Genomic DNA, 20,253 nt, shown 5'->3' with positions numbered 1-20,253 from the left:
TCCCCAATGTTTACAGCGCTCACATCCCTCGCTTAATGTAAGCGTTGCACACATCGTAGGCGGTGGAACTGTGAGGGGTGAACTCGATGGCTGACGAGCTGTTCTCGCCGCTGCACCTGCGGTCCGGAGCGACGCTGGTCAACCGGGTCGCGAAGGCGGCCATGGAGGAGAACATGGCCGGCGGCGGCCAGTTGCCCGACGAGCGGCTGCTGGCGCTGTACCGGCGGTGGGCAGCAGGCGGCACCGGCCTGCTGATCACCGGCAACGTCATGGTCCACGCCGAGGCGCTGACCGGCCCCGCCGGCGTCGTGCTCGACGATGCCGCACCGCTGGAGCCGTTCATCGAGTGGGCCGAGGCCGGCAAGGCGGGCGGCGGATCGGTCTGGATGCAGATCAACCACCCCGGCCGCCAGGTCGAGGCCGACATGCCCGGCGTGGTGTGGGGCCCGTCGGCGGTGGGCGTCGACCTGGGCAGGCACAGCAGCCGCTTCGGAAGTCCCGTCGCCATGACGCCGGAGCAGATCGAGGCCACCGTGAACCGGTTCGCCGTCACGGCAGCGCGCGCCGAACAGGCCGGATTCGACGGCGTGGAGATCCACGCCGCGCACGGCTACCTGCTGTCGCAGTTCCTGTCCCCGCTGTCCAACCAGCGCACCGACGCTTGGGGCGGGACGCTGGAGAACCGGGCCCGGATGCTGCTGGACGTCGTGCGCGCCGTCCGCGCCTCCGTCTCGCCCGCCTTCGCGGTCGCGGTGAAGCTCAACTCCGCCGACTTCCAGCGCGGCGGGTTCGACGCCGACGACGCCCGGCAGGTGATCGCGATGCTCGAACCGCTCGGCGTCGACCTGGTCGAACTGTCCGGCGGCAGCTACGAAAGCCCGGCGATGACGGGCAACGCCGCGGATTCGCGCACCCGCGCCCGCGAGGCCTACTTCCTGGAGCTGGCGAAGGATCTGGTCACGACCAGCCCGCTCCCGCTGATGCTCACCGGCGGCATCACCCGGCGGGAGACCGCTGAGAAGGTGCTCGACAGCGGTGTGGCGCTGGTCGGGATGGGCACCGCGCTCGCCGTCACCCCGGACCTGCCCGACCGCTGGCGGCACGGCCGCGAGGCCGACCGGAAGCTGCGGCCGGTGACCTGGTCCGACAAGGCTCTCGCCTCGGCCGCCAGCATGGCGCAGGTCCGCCACCAGCTGCGCCGCATCGCCCGCGGAAGGCGTCCCACACCGGGCACCCACCCGGCGTACGCCCTGGTCCGCGAGCAGCTCCAGCAGCGGCGGGCCCTGCGCCGCTACCGCGCCTGGCTGCCCGCGCAACAGGGCACCGCGCCTGCGGGCCGACCCGCGTAAGGCGACCAGCAGCCCGTTGACCTGCGTGAAAGCGCAGATCAACGGGCTCTTTGGCATTCCGGCGCCAGCAACCGAACAGCCAGCGGGGAGGGCACCGATCCCGACCGGAAGCACCATTGTGGACGGTGCAGGCCGGGACCGATGCTCTCGCCCACCTAGCTCCGGGCCGGAACCGAGGTCGGGACGGGCATGTGCAGGGCGAGTTGGCCTTCGGTCACGACGTCGAGCTGAACGGCCCTGATCGGCTTGAGCGACCGCAGGTCGTCGGACATGCGGCCCTCGCCGGTCCGGAGACCGACGTCGCGCGGGAAGCTCGCGGCCCCGGCCGACAGCACGTTGGTCTGGCTCGAGGTCGAGCGCCACGCACCGTTGATCGTCGTGTACGCGGTGAGCGAGGAGACGCGCTTGCCGCTCGGATAAGCCTTCTGAGCGGGCGTTGCCACCGCGAGCGACAGGTCCGTGCCGCCCGCGTCGTTGGCCACGCGAGCGGCCGTCCGGTCGGCGTCGATGCTGACGTCGAGGTCGGTGACCCACTTGGGGAAGCCGTAGCCGTCGTGGCCGCGAACCTGCGCGATGTCGGTGCTCACCGGCAGGGACAGCACGTGGGAGTGGAGGTGCTCGTTCTTGAGCGCGGCGACGAGGTCGACGAACCCGAGCCCGCCGTGCCGCGCCGGCCGGACCGCGATCCCGACGGCGGCTTCGGTGTAGAAGTCGATGTCGCAGACGTCGTAGCGGAAGAACATCACCGAGATCAGGCCGAGGCCCGGGGCGACCTCCAGCGGTGCCAGCTCACCGGGCAGGCGGCTGCGGATCGCGCGGGACCGGGCGAGCATCGTGATCCGGGCGGTGGAGATCCGGTAGTAGAAGTTCGGGGTGAGCGTGGTCCCGATCGGCGAATCGACCTCGGTCTTGGGCAGCTGCCGGAAGAAGTCCACGCTGCTGACGCGAGGATCGCGGGCGATCTCGTCGAGATCGGTGTTCATCCGGTACCGGTCGTACAGACCGCCCTTCGGGACGGCGACTTCGCGGCCGCCCAGCTCGACCTCGACGACGCCCTGCCGGGTCGATGACCCGCTCTGCTCGGTCGACGGCATAAGCGCAACTCCCTCATCAAATGTTTGCGGTGCTCACATCACCCTATGGCGAGATGTGAGCGCCGTCAACTTTGGCGTCGAGGACCGATGAGCCGCGCGAAGCCGTCTTCGCGTCGTGGCGGCGCGGCTGCCTCAGCTGCCGTGCAGCGCCGTGCGCAGGGCGTCGACAGCGAGCGTGCGAGCGACGTTGGCGGCGCGGGTGTCGCGCAGGCTGTCCAGGAGGAGGAAGTCGTGGACCATCCCGGCCACGCGGACCGAGGTGACGTCCACGCCTGCCTCGCGCAGCCTGTTGGCGTACTGCTCCCCCTCATCCCGCAGCACGTCGGCCTCGTCGGTGATGACCAGAGTGGTGGGCAGACCCCTGAGCTGCTCCAGGGACGCCTGGAGCGGCGATGCGTACACCTCGGCGCGCTGCGCGGGATCGGTGGTGTAGGCGTCCCAGAACCACTTCATGCCCTCGCGGGTGAGGTAGTAGCCCTCGGCGAACTGCACGTAGGACGGGGTGTCGAAGTCGGCGTTGGTCACCGGGTAAAGCAGCACCTGGGCCTTGAGGTCGATCCCGCCGCGCTCCTTGTTCATCAGCGCGAACACCGCCGACATGCAGCCGCCGACCGACTCGCCGGTGACGGCGATGCGCGAGGTGTCCAGGCCGTGCTCGGCGCCGTGCCGCACGACCCACTGGCCCACGGCGTAGTTCTGCTCGACCTGGGTGGGGTACTTCGCCTCGGGCGCCCGGTCGTAGACGGGGAACACGCCTGCGGCGCCCGCGCCGACGGCCAGTTCGCGGAAGAGGCGGTCGTGGGTGGTGTCGTCGCCGAAGACCCAGCCGGCGCCGTGGATGTAGAACACCACCGGCAGGGCCCCGCTCGCGCCCTTGGGCCTGATGATGCGGGTGCGGACGGTGCCCCACTCACCGGCGTCCACCTCGACCCACTCCTCGTCGACGTCCGGGCGGGGCACGCTCTTGTCGCTCTGCAAGCCGAGCAGGATCTCGCGGCCCTTCTCCGGCGGGACCTCGTAGATCCGCGGGTGCGGATCCGTCGCTTCTGCCAGCTCCTTCGCGGCAGGTTCGAGATGAGGCGTGATCGGTGGCGGAATCACAGGCATGTCGGCTCCACGTGGCAGGTCGTGCGGCCCCGGCGGCCGCGGCTGATGGTGGTCGCCCCCAAGCGGGCAAGCCCACTCCCATCGTGGAACGCCATCCGCAGAGCGCAACTCGCAAGCACGACCGCCACCCCACAGCGGTGTCCCCATTCGCACCAGCCACGTGCACTGCGCCGCGCTCCACCGCACCTGGACACCGAGTCCACAGTGGATCAGCCACGGCGTGGAACTCGAAATGGCCTGCCACTCGACCCCGCGCTGCGCGTGCGCACCAGCAACATCAAACGGCTGAACGTGATTCGCGGCACCCAGCGCCGACGCAGCACGAAGGCGGTACCCGTCACCGCCTGACACTGCCTCCCTCCCCACGGGAAGCCCACCACCCCGGTCCGCCGCATACATCGACGAACTGCTGCCCGACATCATCGACGGCACCATCGAGCCCGGCAAGGTCTTCGACGCCACCACCGACCTCGACGGCGTTCCCACCGGATACCAGGACATGGACCAGCGCAAGAGCCTCAAGGCCCTCATCCGGCCATGACGCCCGCCTGCGACGAACGGGTGCGGCGTTGCGCCGCGTCGACACCGGGAGTTGGTGCCCGGGCAGGCACCAGCTCCCGGTGCGGTCAGGAGATCCTGCGGCGGTAGGTGACCATGGCGAAGAGGTACGCGACGACGAGGATGCCGACGCACCACGCTAGGGCCGTCCAGATACCGGTGCCGACCGGCTGCTGGGTGAACAGGGCTCGGACGGTGTTGACGATGGACGTCACCGGCTGGTTCTCGGCGAAGGCGCGCACCGGACCGGGCATGGTCTGCGTGGGCACGAAGGCCGAGCTGACGAACGGCAGGAAGATGAGCGGGTAGGAGAACGCACCCGCGCCGTCCGCGGACTTCGCGGTGAGTCCCGGGATGACGGCGACCCAGGTCAACGCCAGGGTGAACAGGATCAGGATGCCGGTGACCGCGAGCCATTCCGGCACTCCCGCCCCCGAGCGGAATCCCATGAGCAGTGCGACGCCCACGACGACCACGAGCGAGATCAGGTTGGCGACCAGCGAGGTGAGCACGTGCGCCCACAGCAAGGCCGACCGCGCGATCGGCATGGACTGGAAGCGCTCGAAGATCCCGCTCTTCACATCGTTGAAGAGCCGGAGCGCGGTGTAGGCGATGCCCGACGCGATCGTGATGAGCAGGATGCCGGGCAGCAGGTAGTTCACGTACGAGCCCGCCTCTGTGCTGATCGCGCCGCCGAACACGTAGACGAACATCAGCATCATCGCGATCGGCATGATCGCGGTGGTGAGGACGGTGTCCAGGCTGCGCGTGACGTGACGCAGGGATCGTCTCAGCAGGGCGGCGGTGTTGCCGAAGAAGCGCTCGGTCATCATCGCTCCTCACTCATCGGTGCCGGCATCGCGGTCGTGCGGGCGTCGCCGTCGGCGCCGACGACGGCGAGGAAGACTTCCTCGAGAGTCGGTTGCTTCTCGACGTACTCGACCTTGGCGGGCGGCAGCAGCCGCTTGAGTTCGGCGAGGGTGCCGTCGACGATGATCCGGCCCTCGTGGAGGATCGCGATCCGATCGGCCAGCTGTTCGGCCTCGTCCAGGTACTGCGTGGTGAGCAGCACCGTCGTGCCCTGGTCGGCGAGCTGCTTGACGGTGTGCCACACCTCGATGCGCGCTTCGGGGTCGAGTCCGGTCGTCGGCTCGTCGAGGAAGATGACCGGCGGGTTCCCGACGAGACTCATCGCGAGGTCGAGGCGGCGGCGCATGCCACCCGAATACGTCGATGCCCTGCGCGTGGCCGCGTCGGTCAGCGAGAAGCGCTTGAGCAGGTCGTCCGCGATCGCGCCTGGGTTCTTGAGGCCCCGCAGTTCGGCGACGAGCACGAGGTTCTCCCGCCCGCTGAGGATCTCGTCGACGGCGGCGAACTGCCCGGTGAGGCTGAAGGACTCCCGCGCGTCCGCGGCCTGCGTGGTGACGTCGAAGCCGTTGACGCCGGCCGTCCCCGCATCCGCCTTGATCAGCGTGGACAGGATCCTCACGACCGTGGTCTTGCCCGCCCCGTTCGAGCCGAGGAGGGCGAAGATGCTGCCCCGCGCCACATCGAAGTCCACACCGCGCAGCACCTGCAGCGTCTTGTACGATTTCTCCAGGCCCCGCACGCGAATTGCAGGTCCCTGCACCTGATTGACTTTCATCCGGATATCCATCCTCTTCTCCGTCACGGCTTTTCGCTCACGACGCGATCGATGGCGCTGTTCCGAGCAGATGCCTCGACGAACTCCGCGGGGCCGCCACTGACGAATTCGGTGCGCAGCCGCCCGCCCCGAAAAGTGTTGCAAGGGAATCGAAATCAGAGACCACGCTGTCGCTGTCGGCCTGCGCGAAGCACATCGGATAGCGCTCGATCACGTCGACCGGCGCGCGTTGGTTCTGGGGAAGCTGTCACACCCGCGCCTTGCGCGAGCGCCGCCCGCTTCTCAGCTCGGGCGTTATGGGAGGACGCCCAGCACGAGGGCGATGGTGCCACCGGTCTGCGAGAGGAACGTGGTACCGGCGTGCATGCCCATCGAGAGCCGAATGTCTTTCTTGCGCCAGACCAGCCAGACTGCCGGAAGAAAGAAGATCGTCTTCGACAGGAACGTCCAAGGTGCCCAGAGGTGGTACACCGCGAACAGGAACGCGTTGAGCACCGGCGCTCCTCGGCCTACCTGGGGCAGTCGGGGCAGCAGGAAGCCGCGGAAGTAGAGCTCTTCGATCAGCGGGAAGGCCAGGCCGGTCAGCGGAATGCAGGATCCCAACGCGATGATCATGACATGCCGCGGGTACCCGGCGAGGTAACCGGTGACGCTGCCCGCGCCCTCGAACGGGACCCACGCGAACAACCACTTGTTGATCACGTCGTCCAGGGGTATGAGCGCGGTCGACACCACCAGCATCCACACGATGAGGGGGATGACGATGGCGATGAGCTTGCCGCGCGAGATCGGCCTGCTCCGGTAGTGCACCACCCCGCGAAGCGAGAACCGCCCGTTGCGCCGACGGCCCAGCCACAGCAGCAGGCCGAGCTCGAACGGCGCGAGGGCCACGCACATGGCGATCGCCCAGCCCAGGAACGACGGATAGCCCCACGACTTGACCATTGGCCCGGTGAAGAGCAGGAACACAGCGACGATCAGCGCCCCGGGAACGAGGTGGAGCGCGATCGAGAGCGGCAGGGAGTGGCGGTCGGCCAGCAGTCGATCATCCAGTCGGTCCGGTCGACCGACTTCGGCGGTGATCATCGATCTTCCTCGTGGTCGAGGTGGCGACGCAGTAGCGACGCGCGGCGCATTCGATGTGGGTACGAGGCCGGTGGTCGCCACCGCCACTTCAAGGCGGTCACCTTCGCGGCAAAGCCGCTCACTTCCGTGCCGGACATGGTCATCTACCTCCTTATTGGAAGGACCTCAGCCGTCATGGGAGGAATTCGGGGCGACGCGTGTCATTTCCCGGCCGTACCGGGCTTTCCGCTGATGGACTCCTGGTAGATGTCCGCGTAGGTGGGAGAGCCCTCGATCAGGCCGTCGCAGAAGGCGGCGACGTCGTCGCCGATGAGTTCCAGGACCCCCTTGCTCGCCGCAGCACCTTCCTCGAAGAAGTCGACGATCTCCGGGAGCAGGGGCCCATCGGCCAAATCGACCGGCCCGACCTTGAAGAGGTACCGCTGCATCTCCTTGTAGACGATCTGGTAGTCCGGAGGGAGTGCCTTGACCCGCGCCATGTGCGCCCGCCACTGCCTCTTGCCCTCGATGATGTCCTGGATGCCCACGTCAGCCTCCCAACCTGCCCAATTTCCTCGCGACATTCCTGTTCAACTGCTCGCGCCACCGGTCGCGGTAGTGCCGACTCCGCTCTCCGCCGGCCACCGCCGCGCAGAAGCCCTCGATGTCGTCGCCCAGCACCTCGTGAACGCTCTGCCCGTCGGACGCCGTCTCTTCGAGCAGTCCCAAGACGCCGTCGAGAATCGGCGTCAGGTTGCGGCCGGTGAAGTCCGAGTAAGGGGAAAGACGCTCCTTGATCTCTTCCCACGCCGCCCGGTGGTCGGCGGGCAATGCCTCGGCTCTGACTTCGAACGCCTTCCACTCCCTGGTGAGATCGCTGCCCGTGATGGTCTCCCAGAAGTTCATCTCCCACCTTCCCTGAGCTTGTCGATCCGCGCTGTGATGTACTCCCATTTCGCCCAGAACGCTGCGAGTTCCTCGCGTCCCGCGTCGTTGAGCGCGTAGAACTTGCGCGGCGGCCCCTTCTCGGACGGCCGTTTCGTCACCTGGACGAGCCCGTTCTTCTCCAGCCGCAGCAAGATCGTGTAGACCGTTCCCTCGACGACGTCGGCGAAACCGAGTTCGTTCAGCCGCCGCGTGATGGCGTACCCGTAGGTCTCCTCGCTGCTGATGACTTCGAGCACGCAACCCTCGAGCGTGCCCTTCAGCATCTCCGTCAGATCGTCCATCGCGTCCCCTGCAGCTCTCCCAGTACTCAGTATCACTGAGTACCACTACAACGTATCACAGAGTAGTGAAGTCTTGGCAAGCTCAGGGAGATGGCCGTTGCGCAGTGACGGCCCCGTCCAGCGCGAAGAACCCCGGCGACAGCCCGAGGGAAACAAGCGCGGCCGATCGAAGTCGTGCTCGCGACGCGAGGAGGAACCCAGCCCTCACTGAGGTTTCGTGCGCATCTCTTCCTCAGCCCGGTTTCGACTTCGGGAGCCTCCCGAATCAGCTCGGCGCCGCCGAAACCGGGCACAGCGAGGATCCCGACCGGTCACGCGCAACCGATTCCCGACTCGCCGCCGTGCGTCTCGCGAACGGCAACACGAGTCGGGACGGGTGGGCGGCATCGTGGTAGCTCTCGTGGGCCAGGAAGGAGTTGTGGCCATCGGCGACCTGTTCGGCGTACAGGTGGGTATTGGAGAGGCGAAGTGATGACCACGCCGCTGGGCCGTTCAGGCACCACTTCAGGTGCCACGGCACAGAAAACCGGACTGCCGGTGAAGCCGAAAAAGCACCGCGCCCCTGACTCTGCCGGTCAGGGGCGCGGTGCATGCGTGGGCGATACTGGGATCGAACCAGTGACCTCTTCGGTGTGAACGAAGCGCTCTCCCCCTGAGCTAATCGCCCTTGTTCTGTTGTTCTGCCGCCGTTCCCGGCGACATGAAGAACAATACACGACCGGTTTCAGGGCCCGAACAGGGGGGAGGCCAACCAGCTCCAGCGCAGGCCGAGCCAGCCTCCGACCGTGCCGAACAGGCCGAGCAACCACAGCGTGACCAGCACGATCACGCAGGTGCCGCCCATCACCGCGAGCTTGGTGGCGAGGTTCTGGCGGCCGAGCCAGTCCACCCAGCGGCGGTAGTGGCGCTTGGCGAAGCCGTTGACGCGGCCGGCCCAGTGGAACTCGGTGGCGAGGATGCCGAGCCCGGCGAAGACCACCAGCCAGCCGGGGCCCGGGTACGGGATCATCACGATGCCCGCGGCCAGCACCAGCCCGCCGATCACACCGATCGCCACGCGGTAGGCAATGTTGAAGCCCGCCCTGGCGCGGAGGCGCTCGCGGAACATCCAGAGGCGCTCGCGCAGGCTGGGCTTTCGGTCGTCGTCGGTCGCCGGTCCCGCGGCGGCGGGGCGGGTTCCCGGCTCGGCTTCGTCGGTCAGGGCTCCACCTGTAGGTCGTGCGTCGTCTTCGGACGGGCCTCCGCGCCCGCGGAGGTTCCCGTTCGGCCAGAATACGATCCCGCCGCTGCCCCGGGCACGTTTCGCGCGTTCCCGGCGCGGCCCGATGTCAAGCCGACAGTCGGGCGTCAGCGCACCCCTGCGGCCGCGGAAATGTGATCGGTCTCATGGGTCGCGGCGGGGGCGGCCGGGCCGTTCGGCCCTGTCGCACCGCTTCGATCCTGGTCACACTGTGACACCAGTCTCGACCGGGCGTTCGGCCGCACGCCTGCCGCACGGCGACGAGGCCCCGCGACATTAGCCCGATCCGGGGACACGCGGTGGCGAGCGTCTCATCCGGCGCCCGCGCGCCCTCCTGAAGGAGGGGGTCGATCCCCTATTCTTGAGCGGACGTCAAGCAGACTCGGCGGAGCGGCAAACCCGGTGGTCAAGCCGGGCGCGAAGGCGAGTTCCGCGAGACGGGGGCGACGGATCGAAGACCGGACGCGGGGCCGTTTCGCTCGGTTACGGAAAGTAGCTGAGCGTGGTCGCCGATCGAGTTCTGGAACTACGGCTCAACGCCTCTGCCGGACTGTTCGCAGTGGATCTTCCTCTGGCGTGAACAACGGGCCTGACGCGTCTCGGAACGAGGGCGCGCGACCCGCGGTCACCCCGAACCCGGAGGCCATCGTGAACACGCACCGCATCCAACCGATAGCCCAGCGAATTGCACCCTGCCCCGTACGGGTGATCTGAGCGAAAGTCGCGAGCGTGCGAGCCCGTTGAGGCGTCACAACTGTGTTGCCCGGTCGATAACCAGACCGGGGGGAGCAGAAAGGGGAGAACAATGCGTAACGATCACGTGACACTGCGTTCCACCGCGGTGTTCGATCTCTTGGCTCCGCAGACACCTGCCGTGCCGGTCCAGGTCGAGCTGCGCTACGACACCCGCGACCCGTACGCGGTGGTGGCCGCGTTCCGCACCGGCCGCGCAGGCTGGGTCGAATGGGTGTTCGCCCGCGACCTGCTCGCCGACGGGCTGATCGCGCACGCCGGCGAGGGCGACGTGACCATCCGCCCGGCCGTCGACGACCCGGAGGTCGTGGCGATCGAGCTGAGCTCCCCGTCGGGCCACGCGGTGTTCGAGGCCTCCGCGCAGGAGCTCGCCGACTTCCTCGACCGCACCTACGACGTGGTGGTCCCCGGCAACGAGAACCTGTGGGTCGACGTGGACGAGGCGCTGACCCGCCTGCTTCCGCACGACCTCGGCTGACCAGGGAAAACAGGCTCGGCGCGGACCGTGCCGGGCGTCTGGTGGACCCCCCGTTGATCGCGATCTCGGGCGTGGTCTAAAGTTCTCTGTGCAACGCGGCGGACGGGCCCCCGGAAGACCCCGGAACCAGAAGTCGCAGGCACGCGGATGTAGCGCAGCTGGTAGCGCATCACCTTGCCAAGGTGAGGGTCGCGGGTTCGAGTCCCGTCATCCGCTCTGGATCCTCTGGCGTTCCAGCCGACCCAGGTGTGGATGCGGAGTCCGGCGGAGTGGCCGAGTGGCTTAGGCAAGGGCCTGCAAAGCCCTGTACGCGGGTTCGATTCCCGCCTCCGCCTCGCGCGATTAGCTCAGTGGGAGAGCGCTACCTTGACACGGTAGAGGTCACTGGTTCAATCCCAGTATCGCGCACCAGTTCTTTCTTCAGCCCGGCTCTTCGGAGTGGGCTCGTCGTCATCCCGCTAATGACGATGCGGTTCACAAACCGCCTGATTCAGTGAATTTCCCGCAGAACACCTGTCGACGCGTTCTGCCACTTCCGAATCTTTGGGACGCACACACCACTCCGGCCCGCTCACCGCTTGAGGCAAAGGTTCCGACCGCCGCGCGGTCACGCGGGATCGGTGCTCAACAGGTGGTCGTCGCCCGGGCGCGGGTCTCCTCGGCTGTCGGTGTTGTTCGTGAGGATCCACAGCTTGCCGTCCGGGGCGAGGACCACGTCCCGCAGACGGCCGAATTCGCCGGTGTAGTGCTCGACCGAGGTCGCCGGGGCGGCCAGCGGGATCTCGCGGATCCGCTCGCCGCGCAGGTTCGCGACGTAGGCGGTGTCCCCCGCGATCGTCATGCCGCTGGGGCTGGCGTCCGCGGGCGACCACTGCTGCACCGGGTCGACGAACTCGTCCCGGTGTGCGATGCCCTCCACCTCGGGCCAGCCGTAGTTGCCACCGGGTTCGATGATGTTCAGCTCGTCCCAGGTGTTCTGGCCGAACTCCGTGGCGTACATCGTCCCGCTCGCCGACCACGCGATGCCCTGCGCGTTGCGGTGGCCGTAGCTGAGCACGAGCGAACCGGGGAACGGGTTGTCCGGCGGGACCCCGCCGTCCGGGGTCATCCGGAGGATCTTGCCCGCCAGGGAACCGAGGTCCTGCGCGCTGTTGCGGACCTGGGCGTCACCGGTGGTCGCGTAGAGCATCCCGTCCGGACCGAACGCGATGCGGCCGCCGTTGTGGTTGCCGGCAGCGGGGATTCCGCCGAGGATCACCCGCGGTGGGCCGAGTCGCAGCGCCCCCGCACCACCGGTGAGCTCGTAGCGCTCGATCCGGTTCTCCTCGCCTGCGGTGAAGTACGCGTACAGGTGCTCGCCCCGCACGGCGATGCCGAGGAGCCCGCCTTCGCCGGTGCCCTCGACGCCTGCGATCGTGCCGATCTCGCGGGCGTCCCCGGTCGGGGAGAGCTCGACGATCCGGGCGGTGTCCCGCTCGCTGATCAACGGGGTGCCTTCGTGGAACGCGATCGACCACGGCGCCGCGAGTCCGTCGGCGACCACCGCGGGTCGGCCCCAGCGGGATTCCGGTGGTGCCGTGACCGGAGTGGTCGTGCACGAGGCCAGGGCGAGCAGGGCAGCGACGAGCGGGATCACCCGTCGGGCAGTCATCCCGCGCTCATCGGCCATGCCTCAACGGTAGGCGAGATCACCACCGCGGCGGAATCCCTCCAGGACGCTCTCGTCGGCCGGGTGAGGTGAGGCGGTCCGAATCCGTTGCAGGGCAGCCGTTTCAGGCCAGTACGACGCGACACGACCGGGAGTCGCGGCAAACGATCACCCACCCGCTCCCGGGCCCCGGCCGTGAGCACCACCCAAGAATCTCGATAACGAGATACTTGACGGCGACAGTCCCCTGCTGGTTCTATCTCGACATCGAGACAAATCGAGGACGGATGACATGGCCACCAGCACCACCAGCGCACTCGCGGTGCCCCTCCGGGCGCCGGCGCCGCTGCGCGACGTGGCGCTCACCGCGCTCGCCCCCGCGTGCTTCGGAACCGTCTACGCCGCAACGGCTCTGCTGCTCCCGCCGGATCGGCCGCTGCTGGCCGGGGCGATGCGCGCCCTGCCCGCGGGGCTGCTCATCCTGGCCCTCACCCGGACGCTCCCGCGCGGGAAGTGGTGGCCGAAGGCGATCGCGCTCGCGCTCCTCAACGTCGGGGCGTTCTTCCCGCTGCTGTTCCTCGCCGCCTACCGGCTGCCCGGCGGGTTCGCCGCCGCGCTCGGAGCGCTGCAGCCGCTGGTCGTCGCCGCACTGGCGGCGTTGCTGCTGAAGACCCGCACCCCGGGCCGGATCCTGCTCGCCTTCGCGGTGGCCGCGATGGGAGTAGGGCTCATGACGATCACCGCCGTCACCGCGCCGGATCCCGTCGGTGTCGCCGCGATGCTGGCCGCGACTTCGATCATGGGCTTGGGGATCGTGCTCGGGAAGAAGTGGGGCTCACCGGTCCCGCCGCTGACCATGACCGGCTGGCAGCTCACCATCGGCGGGCTCGTCCTCTGGCCGCTGACGCTCGTGGCCGAAGGGCTGCCCGCGACGATCAGCGCCCAGAACGCGGCCGGGTTCGTCTACATCGGACTCGTCGGCACCGCACTCGCCTACACGCTGTGGTTCCGCGGCGTGCAACGACTCGCCCCCACCGCCGTGTCCCAACTGTCCACCGTGAACCCTCTCGTCGCGACCGCCGTCGGGTTCGTCCTGCTCGGCCAAGCCCTCACACCCTGGCAGATCGCCGGATTCACCATCGCACTGCTCGCCCTAGTGGCGGGTCAGTCAATGAACAGGAGCACGAAATGACCGTCCCCGAGCACCACGTCCTCGCCCTGTCCGGCAGCCTGCGCGCCGGCTCCTACAACACCGCGCTGCTGCGGGCGGCTCGCGACCTCGCGCCGGGTTCGATGTCCGTGCACGTCCACTCCGGCCTCGGCGATCTGCCGCTGTACGACGAAGATCTGGAGCAGCACCCGTTCCCGGAGGCCGTGCACGACCTGCACCGGCAGATCCTGCGGGCAGACGGGCTGCTGATCGCGACGCCGGAGCACAACGCGGCGATCCCCGCGGCGCTGAAGAACGCGATCGACTGGATGAGCCGCATGCCCGGCGGATCCGGGATGAGCGGGAAGCCGGTCGCGGTGGCGGGTGCCTCCCCGGTGCTCTCGGCACGGTGCGGGCCCAGCTCGGCCTGCGCCAGATCCTCGCCAGCATCGGCGCCGAAGTCCTCGCCAAGCCGGAGGTGGTGGTGTTCCGCGCGCACGAGCGGTTCGACGGCGACGGGGCCCTGACCGACGAGTTCACCCGCACGGTGCTCACCGACCTGCTTTCCGAGCTGGCCGCGCGGATCAAGCGGGGCAGCTGATGGCCCGGAACACCGGTGCCACCGCCCGGTTCTGAGCACCATCGGGCGCACCCCGTCCGCCGGTGCGGGCGGGGTAACCTCGGCATCGAGGTAAGGAGCGGAGATGACCGACAGCGTCGACGTGATCTTGGATCTGTGGCGCGACGAAGCGCCGGAACTGGCCGACGACCTGTGGCCGGTGGCGATCGTGGGGCGGATCCAGCGCCTGTCCCGCATCCTCGACCGCGCGCTGAAGGCCTTCTACGCCGAGCACGGCCTGGAGGTGTGGGAGTTCGACGTGCTCACCACGCTCCGGCGCTCCGGCCCTCCGTACGAGCTCACCCCCGGCGCACTGCTCGACGCGGCGATGATCACCTCGAGCACGGTCACCAACCGCATCGACCGGATGGAGTCCAAGGGCCTGGTCGAGCGCATCCGAGACACCGACGACCGCCGCTCGGTCCGCGTCCGCCTCACCGAGCGCGGGGCCGAGGTCGTGGACCGGATCTTCCGCCTCCACCTCGCCAACGAAGCAAGGCTGCTCCCGGACTACAGCCCCGCCGACTACGAACACCTCGTCGGCGAACTCCGCCGCCTCCTGGAGCACCTCGACGACCAGCTCGACCGCGACCGCGCCACCTCCGCGCCAGCGGCGAGGAAACCACGCTGACGACGGCTGTTCACCAGCCGCGGGCGCCGTCCCGCTGCTCGCGCAGGATGTCCGCGTGGCCTGCGTGGCGGGCCGTGTCCAGCGCGACGTGGCAGAGCGCCCAGCGGAGCGTGTAGTCGTCGGCGGTCTGGGCGCCGGTGCTGTCCATGTCCAGCTCGTCGATGATGCGATCGCTCTCCCGGCACGCCTCCCGGTAGCGCTCCAGGAGCTCGGCCAGGCTCTCGGTGTCGGCGACGATCCAGTCGCCGTCCGGGTTCTGCTGGTCGAACGGCATCGGGATCTCCCGGCCGCCGAGGACGATCTGGAACCAGTGCTGCTCCACGGTGGTCAGGTGCTTGACGATGCCCGCCAGCGAGGTGTTCGACCGCGTCGGGTTGTACCGGGCGTCGTCGTCGGAGAGACCGGCCGTCTTGCCCAGGACGGTCTTGCGGCCGAACTCCAGCCACGCCCGGAGCATCTCCTTCTCGCCGAGCCCGTGCTCGGGGATCTGGCGTTCCACTGCCTCTGCGCAAACCGGAACGTGCTGTGCCATGTGAGCACTTCCCTTTCCTGGGCGGAAGAACGGCATCGGATCCGGATGCGGATCACGACGATCAGCATAGGGCGAACCGCGTCGGTGGCGGCGGAACGCGGCCATGCGGGTGGAAGGCGATCCCTCCTCGCCGCTGGCCGGGAACCGCTCGGCGAGCCCAGTTCAACCGCTGCAGCGGTCGGACGATTGCTGCCGTTCGGGCACTTCTTCGGCGATGGTGAGTTTCACCCGATCAGAAGGCCGCCATAGCAGGCCGGAAAGCTTCAGCCCCGCACGTCCGCCGGTTCGCGGCGCAGGAGGCCTCGGCGTTCCAGGACCGCCGCGCCGGTTCCGCCGAGCACACCGACGGCGAGCAGGGCAAGCCACGGGAGCCAGCTCAGCGCGGAGTTGGCCGTGGCGTCGAGCAGAGCTCCCGCCAGCCAGCTCACGCCGGCCGCGACCAGGCTCGACACCAGGTAGTAGAAGCCGTAGTAGGTGCCCGTCAGCCGTTCGCTGCCCACGATCGGCAGCAGCTCCATCGCGAACGGGTTGGTGATCGCCATGCCGACCGTGAACAGCACCGTGGTCAGCAGCACCGGCAGGCACACCAGCGCGATCCGCGTCCAGTCCGGCTCGGCCGACGCCGCCAGCAGCGGACTGGTCAGCAGCACCGGGACGAAGGAGATTCCCATGCACGCCAGGCCGAAGGCCACCGACTGCCCGGGTGTCCACCGGCCGCGGCACCAGCGGGTGATGCGGACCTGCCCGGCGATCCCGATCACGGTGGACACCACGAACACCGCGGCCACCGACTCCGGGAGGCCGGACACCCGCTGCGCCTCCAGCGGCAGCACCAGGTAGAGCTGGTTGTAGAGCCCGAAGTACGCCGACAGCGCGAGGGTGAACACCAGGAAGCGCCGGTTGGTGACGACCTCGCGCCAGCTCCCCAGGACGCTGCCCCGCTGCGGTTCGAGCTCCTGCTTCGGCAGCACGACGATCTGGGCGGTGGTCAGCACCGCGAACGCGATGCACGCCACCAGCGCGATCAACCGGAAGTCGACGGCGAGCAGCGCGGCACCGAGCAGCGGCCCGACGAGCGTGCCCGCGTGTGCGAAGACGTTGAACACCGCGAACGCCTCGGCCCGCTTCTCCCCCGCCTCGTGCATGAGGTAGGTGCGCACCGCCGGGTTGAACAGCGCGCCCGCCAGGCCGGTGAGCACCGCGGCGGCGAACAGCCCGGGCAACGAGGTGAAGACGCCGAACAGCCCGAAGGAGACCACTCGGAGCGCGCAGCCGGTGATGATCATCGGTCGGCAGCCGAGCCGGTCCGCGGCGGTGCCGCCGAGCAGGAACATGCCCTGCTGGCTGAGGTTCCGGACGCCGAGCAGCAGGCCGATCACCGCCGCGCCGTAGCCCAGGTCCTCGCTCATGTAGGTCGCCAGGAACGGCAGCAGCATGTAGAAGCCCACGTTGATGCCGAACTGGTTGATCATCAGCAGCTGCGCGGCGCGCGACAGCTGCCGGAATCCGGTCGTGCTCACCGGTCGTCCTCCCCGCACACCCCGCAGTCCACCCCGGCGCCGGTGCGCGACGGGCAAGGATCCTCGATCGCGCCGGTCCTGGTCCAGCCGGCGGATTCCACTTCGGACGGTCTGCGCGCGGCGGGGACCAGGCCGTGCTCGGCCAGGTAGTCGTCGTCGTAGATGGTGTGCCAGTAGCGGTGCGGGCCGTCCGGGAACACCCCGCACACCGCCGCCGAGCCGAGTTCCGCCGCGCACCACGCGGCGACCAGCGCGACCGCGCCCGTGCTCCACCCGCCGGTCACGAAGGATCCGGCCGCCAGCCTGCGGCACGCGTCGGCCGCCTCCGCCGGGCCGATCCAGTGCACCTCGTCGAAGACGTCGTAGGCGACGTTGCCCGGGTGGATGCTGCTGCCCAGCCCGCGCATCAACCGGTGCGCGGCGGGCTGCCCGAACACCGTCGAGCCGGTCGAGTCGACGCCGACGATCCTGATTCCCGGCCACCGTTCCCGCAGCACCGAGGCGATCCCCGCGCTGTGCCCGCCGGTGCCGACGCTGCACACCACCACGTCCAGGTGCTCGAACTGCTGCGTCAGCTCACGGCCCATGCCGAGGTACCCGGCGGGGTTGTCCGGGTTGCCGTACTGGTCCGGCCAGTACGCGCCGGGCAGCTGTGCGAGGAGCTCGGCGACCCGCTCCCGGCGGGCGCGCTGCCAGCCGCCGACCGGGTGCGGATCACGCACGATCTCGACGCGCGCGCCGTGCGCCCGCAGCATCGCCCGCGTCATGGCGTCCAGCTCCCGGTCGGCCACGATCACCACCGGGTGGCCGAGCGCCGAGCCGACGCAGGCCAGGCCGATCCCGAGCGTCCCGCTGGTCGACTCCACGACCGTGCCGCCGGGGAGCAGCTCGCCGCGGCTCCGGGCGCCCTGGATCAGCGACAGCGCGGCGCGGGCCTTCATGCCGCCGGGAGCGAATCCTTCGAGCTTGGCCCAGAAACCGGGGTGCGGCCGGGGCAGCGGTGCGTCAATGCGCAGGACCGGTGTGTTGCCGATCAGGTCCAGCACGGAGCCGCACCTGGGGCCGCCCTCGGTCCAGCGGAGGTCGATGGCGGTCACCGCGGTTCTCCCGCGTAGCAGTGGATGTCCGTGCCGTCCCCGCTCAGCCAGAAGAACGGGTAGGGCTCCGCCGACAGCGCGCGCACCTCGGCTCCGACCATCTCCCGGAGCACCGCCGCACCGGTCTGCGCGAACATCACCAGCGGCAGTCCGCGTTCGCGGCAGAGCCCGGCTATCTCGTCGAACGTCCCGTTGCCGAGCACCATGCCGGAGGCCAGCACCGCCTGCGCGCCGGAGATCGCCTCCCGGTGGTCGAGCAGCACCGGCTCGCCCCACTCGGTGCGGCCGCCCTTCAGATCGCACGGGACCGGGCTCGCGCCGCGCTCGCGCAGGGCCGCGAGCAGCGAGTTCACCACCCCGATCACCGCGACGGAGCCGCCTGCCGGGACGAGTTCGGCGACCGCGCGGGCACGGGCCATCGACTTCTCCAGCGAGGTCCCGCCGGGGATGCGCACGGTCCGGGCTCTCGGGTGCCCGGCGTGCGGGGTCAGGTCGGCCAGGTAGGCGTCGAGCACGGCGACCCGGACCGCCGGGTCTTCGTGCTCCAGCAGCTCGGCGACGCTGCGGCCGACGAGGTCCTGCACCGATCCCGGTTCCAGCCGACCGGGTTCGACGGCGCAGGATCCCACCGCGCCGCCGATCCGCGCGCTGAGCACGCAATTGGTGTAGCCGAAGCCGCGCCCGGCGTGCTGTGCACTTTGGACTGTCGTGAACACGACCGAGGTCATGGCGGCGCGCAGGCGCCGTTCCTCGGGTCGCGCGATGTCGGCGGCGCGAACCCGCTCGACCACTGCGCGCAGGGCCGAGTGCGAGATCCGGGCCGGGGAGAGCTGAGCAGGAAGCACGGGACGTCTCCACGGGAGTCGGTGACCGGCGCGGCGGACCGCACCGGTGACGGGCTGGTCAGGCCTGCTTCTCCGATGAGTGGAGCTCTTCACCGCACTGCACTGGCAGCGATGGCACGCGCACGTCGATTACCTCCTCCGGGGCTCCGCGACCCCGTGCGAATCGGCACGACGGCGTCAGTATCCTGACTCGCGGATCAACGCTGTTCGCCTGCCTTCCCACTGCGCGAGCAGCGGTGGCGGGGTGGCGGCAGCTCCCCGTTCACAGTGGCGGGACCGTGCCGGATTCGCACCGGCTTCCTGCGCACCGTCGCATGAACCACTGCGGACGTTCGCAGCGCGCGGCCCGGGTGTCAAGATCTCCGCACCCAAGATCACCCCGGTGCCGCACCCGAGCTCTCCGGAACGACCATTGTGGACCTTGATCGCTCACCGCCGCTGATCGATCGGTGCCGGACATCGCAATTTCAATTGAAATCGCACACCCCGGAACGACCACCTGCCCGCTCGCACCCGACGGCACCGCTGGCCAGGCCGTCCCGGTATCGCCGCCGAATCCTTTCGGCGGACAGGTTCTCCGGGTTTGACCTTCAAGCGAGTTGAAGGCCGACAATCGCTCCCATGGACGACGAGCTCCTGAACATCGGCGCCTTCGCCCGGCAGGCCGGGTTGACGCCGAGCGCGCTGCGCTTCTACGACGACTGCGACGTGCTGCTCCCCGCGCACGTCGACGCGGTGACCGGGTACCGCTACTACTCCCCCGGCCAGCTCTCCCGCGCCGTGCTGCTGCGCCGGTTGCGGGCGGCGGGAGTGCCGTTGCCCGAGGTCGGCGCGGTGCTCGACGGCACCGCTGAGCAGGCCCGTGCCGCGCTGACGGCACACGCGCAGCGAGCTCGGGACGTGGCGGCGGCCGCGCAGGCCGAGATCGGGGAGATCCTGCGCTCGCTGCCGGGCGGTGAGCGTCGGACGCTGGTCCGCCTCGGCGGAGCGGAGCTGTCCAGCGCCGTGCGCCAGGTGTCACCGTCGGTCGCCGGAGCCGCCGCCCGGGCGGAGTTCCCGGTGCTGGGCTGCATCCTCGTCGAGCTCGACGAGGAGGTGCGGCTGGTCGCCACGGACCGCTACCGGCTGGCGGTCCGGACGCTGCGCCCGGCGTTCACCGACGGCGCCGCGACGAGGCTCGTGGTCGACGCCGCCGAACTGGCCGACATCGCGTCCTGGGCGCTGCCGCTGGCCGAGGTCGGCATCGAGGTCGACGACCGGGGCGCCCGGTTGCACGGCAGCGGCCGGTCGCGTGCCCTGCCGACCTGCGACGAGACCTTCCCCGACTACAAGCTGATCCTGGACGACCTGCCCGAGCCGGAGAACCGGGTCATCACCGACCGCAGCGCCCTGTGCGCGGCGCTGCTCCGGTCGCCCGGCCCGGTCGTCCTGCGCACCGACGACGGACGCCTGCTGATCACCGACCGCGACGGGAGCACCGTCGAGCGGCCCGCCGTGCACACCGGGCCACCGCTGCGCATCGCCTTCGATCCGGCGGTGCTCGTCCCGGCGCTGGAGGCCGGTGTCGGGCCCGACGTCCTGCTGGAGTTCTCCGCACCGGACCGGCCGGTGGTGGTCCGCTCCGCCGACCAGGGCAGCTTCACCACCCTGGTCATGCCCGTGCGCTGAACACCCGACTTCGAGAGGAATCCGA

At 69.5% G+C, this 20,253-nt stretch carries 20 protein-coding genes, 4 tRNA genes and 1 riboswitch; of the genes, 9 read left to right on the top strand and 15 right to left on the bottom strand.

The genetic code is table 11. The features are described 5' to 3' along the window. Window positions 1-86: 86 nt before the first annotated feature. The gene (locus C4T78_RS16130) at window positions 87-1,349 is read left to right on the top strand and encodes an NADH:flavin oxidoreductase/NADH oxidase family protein (RefSeq protein WP_093348230.1); all 1,263 of its coding nucleotides are present in this window, start codon (window positions 87-89) and stop codon (window positions 1,347-1,349) included. A gap of 155 nt (window positions 1,350-1,504) precedes the next feature. Here the strand turns inward: C4T78_RS16130 and C4T78_RS16125 are convergent, their stop codons facing one another. From C4T78_RS16125 to C4T78_RS16075, 10 genes are all read right to left on the bottom strand, one after another. Further along, window positions 1,505-2,443, bottom strand: a complete 939-nt coding sequence (locus tag C4T78_RS16125; protein WP_093345482.1) for an acetoacetate decarboxylase family protein — start codon at window positions 2,441-2,443, stop codon at window positions 1,505-1,507. A 132-nt stretch (window positions 2,444-2,575) separates the two neighbouring features. Continuing rightward, window positions 2,576-3,550 (bottom strand): alpha/beta hydrolase, encoded by a 975-nt coding sequence (locus C4T78_RS16120; RefSeq protein WP_093345480.1) that lies wholly within the window; start codon window positions 3,548-3,550, stop codon window positions 2,576-2,578. 626 nt (window positions 3,551-4,176) lie between these two features. After that, window positions 4,177-4,938: an ABC transporter permease gene (locus C4T78_RS16110; protein ID WP_093345477.1), complete on the bottom strand. Its 762-nt coding sequence runs from the start codon at window positions 4,936-4,938 to the stop codon at window positions 4,177-4,179. Next, window positions 4,938-5,753 carry an ABC transporter ATP-binding protein gene (locus tag C4T78_RS16105; RefSeq protein WP_093345475.1) on the bottom strand — a complete coding sequence of 272 codons (816 nt, stop codon included), beginning with the start codon at window positions 5,751-5,753 and terminating at the stop codon, window positions 4,938-4,940. Before C4T78_RS16105 ends, C4T78_RS16110 begins: the two co-directional genes overlap by 1 nt. A 294-nt stretch (window positions 5,754-6,047) precedes the next feature. Continuing rightward, window positions 6,048-6,839, bottom strand: a complete 792-nt coding sequence (locus C4T78_RS16100) for a CPBP family intramembrane glutamic endopeptidase (protein WP_093345472.1) — start codon at window positions 6,837-6,839, stop codon at window positions 6,048-6,050. Window positions 6,840-7,039: 200 nt separating this feature from the next. After that, complete coding sequence (locus C4T78_RS16095) at window positions 7,040-7,366, bottom strand: DUF1048 domain-containing protein (protein WP_093345469.1); 327 nt, start codon at window positions 7,364-7,366, stop codon at window positions 7,040-7,042. Window position 7,367: 1 nt separating this feature from the next. Next, window positions 7,368-7,724, bottom strand: coding sequence for a DUF1048 domain-containing protein (locus C4T78_RS16090; RefSeq protein WP_093345467.1), 357 nt, complete (start codon window positions 7,722-7,724; stop codon window positions 7,368-7,370). Further along, window positions 7,721-8,047 (bottom strand): PadR family transcriptional regulator, encoded by a 327-nt coding sequence (locus C4T78_RS16085; protein ID WP_093345464.1) that lies wholly within the window; start codon window positions 8,045-8,047, stop codon window positions 7,721-7,723. Before C4T78_RS16085 ends, C4T78_RS16090 begins: the two co-directional genes overlap by 4 nt. A gap of 595 nt (window positions 8,048-8,642) precedes the next feature. Next, a tRNA-Val gene (locus tag C4T78_RS16080) sits at window positions 8,643-8,714 on the bottom strand. A gap of 57 nt (window positions 8,715-8,771) precedes the next feature. Beyond that, entirely contained in the window at window positions 8,772-9,155 is a 384-nt protein-coding gene (locus tag C4T78_RS16075; RefSeq protein ID WP_093345462.1) for a TIGR02611 family protein, read from the bottom strand. Window positions 9,156-10,092: 937 nt separating this feature from the next. Here C4T78_RS16075 and C4T78_RS16070 point away from each other — a divergent pair. The 4 genes from C4T78_RS16070 (at window position 10,093) to C4T78_RS16055 (ending at window position 10,929) form a co-directional block, all read left to right on the top strand. Continuing rightward, window positions 10,093-10,518 carry an SsgA family sporulation/cell division regulator gene (locus C4T78_RS16070; protein ID WP_093153719.1) on the top strand — a complete coding sequence of 142 codons (426 nt, stop codon included), beginning with the start codon at window positions 10,093-10,095 and terminating at the stop codon, window positions 10,516-10,518. 143 nt (window positions 10,519-10,661) lie between these two features. Then, window positions 10,662-10,734, top strand: a tRNA-Gly gene (locus tag C4T78_RS16065). A gap of 47 nt (window positions 10,735-10,781) precedes the next feature. Further along, window positions 10,782-10,853 (top strand) — tRNA-Cys (locus C4T78_RS16060). Between the two features lies 1 nt (window position 10,854). Beyond that, a tRNA-Val gene (locus C4T78_RS16055) sits at window positions 10,855-10,929 on the top strand. Window positions 10,930-11,125: 196 nt separating this feature from the next. On the opposite strand, the gene C4T78_RS16050 is transcribed toward C4T78_RS16055, so the two are convergent. Further along, window positions 11,126-12,187, bottom strand: coding sequence for a PQQ-dependent sugar dehydrogenase (locus tag C4T78_RS16050; protein ID WP_218161419.1), 1,062 nt, complete (start codon window positions 12,185-12,187; stop codon window positions 11,126-11,128). A 271-nt stretch (window positions 12,188-12,458) separates the two neighbouring features. On the opposite strand from C4T78_RS16050, the gene C4T78_RS16045 reads away from it, so the two are divergent. The 3 genes from C4T78_RS16045 to C4T78_RS16035 all read left to right on the top strand — a co-directional run bounded on the left by C4T78_RS16045 (window position 12,459) and on the right by C4T78_RS16035 (window position 14,566). Beyond that, a complete protein-coding gene (locus C4T78_RS16045) occupies window positions 12,459-13,358 on the top strand; it encodes an EamA family transporter (RefSeq protein WP_093345459.1) in 900 nt (299 codons plus the stop codon). Then, the gene (locus C4T78_RS16040; protein WP_218161418.1) at window positions 13,355-13,843 is read left to right on the top strand and encodes an NADPH-dependent FMN reductase; all 489 of its coding nucleotides are present in this window, start codon (window positions 13,355-13,357) and stop codon (window positions 13,841-13,843) included. The genes C4T78_RS16045 and C4T78_RS16040 overlap by 4 nt, the downstream gene beginning before the upstream one ends. Window positions 13,844-14,020: 177 nt before the next feature. Further along, a complete protein-coding gene (locus C4T78_RS16035; protein WP_093345456.1) occupies window positions 14,021-14,566 on the top strand; it encodes a MarR family winged helix-turn-helix transcriptional regulator in 546 nt (181 codons plus the stop codon). Window positions 14,567-14,576: 10 nt separating this feature from the next. Here the strand turns inward: C4T78_RS16035 and C4T78_RS16030 are convergent, their stop codons facing one another. From C4T78_RS16030 to C4T78_RS16015, 4 genes are all read right to left on the bottom strand, one after another. After that, window positions 14,577-15,065 (bottom strand): DinB family protein, encoded by a 489-nt coding sequence (locus C4T78_RS16030; RefSeq protein ID WP_177247357.1) that lies wholly within the window; start codon window positions 15,063-15,065, stop codon window positions 14,577-14,579. A gap of 296 nt (window positions 15,066-15,361) precedes the next feature. After that, a complete protein-coding gene (locus tag C4T78_RS16025) occupies window positions 15,362-16,618 on the bottom strand; it encodes an MFS transporter (protein ID WP_218161417.1) in 1,257 nt (418 codons plus the stop codon). Next, window positions 16,615-17,715, bottom strand: a complete 1,101-nt coding sequence (locus tag C4T78_RS16020) for a PLP-dependent cysteine synthase family protein (RefSeq protein WP_093345451.1) — start codon at window positions 17,713-17,715, stop codon at window positions 16,615-16,617. The genes C4T78_RS16025 and C4T78_RS16020 overlap by 4 nt, the downstream gene beginning before the upstream one ends. Continuing rightward, the gene (locus C4T78_RS16015; RefSeq protein ID WP_235862963.1) at window positions 17,712-18,560 is read right to left on the bottom strand and encodes a hypothetical protein; all 849 of its coding nucleotides are present in this window, start codon (window positions 18,558-18,560) and stop codon (window positions 17,712-17,714) included. Before C4T78_RS16015 ends, C4T78_RS16020 begins: the two co-directional genes overlap by 4 nt. Window positions 18,561-18,716: 156 nt before the next feature. Next, window positions 18,717-18,887: riboswitch (cobalamin riboswitch) on the bottom strand. Window positions 18,888-19,181: 294 nt separating this feature from the next. On the opposite strand from C4T78_RS16015, the gene C4T78_RS16010 reads away from it, so the two are divergent. After that, on the top strand, window positions 19,182-20,228 hold the full coding sequence (locus C4T78_RS16010) for a MerR family transcriptional regulator (protein ID WP_093345448.1): 1,047 nt from the start codon (window positions 19,182-19,184) through the stop codon (window positions 20,226-20,228). Window positions 20,229-20,253: the final 25 nt, after the last annotated feature.

The sequence above is a fragment of the Saccharopolyspora kobensis genome, assembly GCF_900108315.1.
Taxonomy (GTDB): Bacteria; Actinomycetota; Actinomycetes; order Mycobacteriales; family Pseudonocardiaceae; genus Saccharopolyspora; species Saccharopolyspora kobensis.
This window is presented reverse-complemented; position numbering and strand designations above follow the sequence as displayed.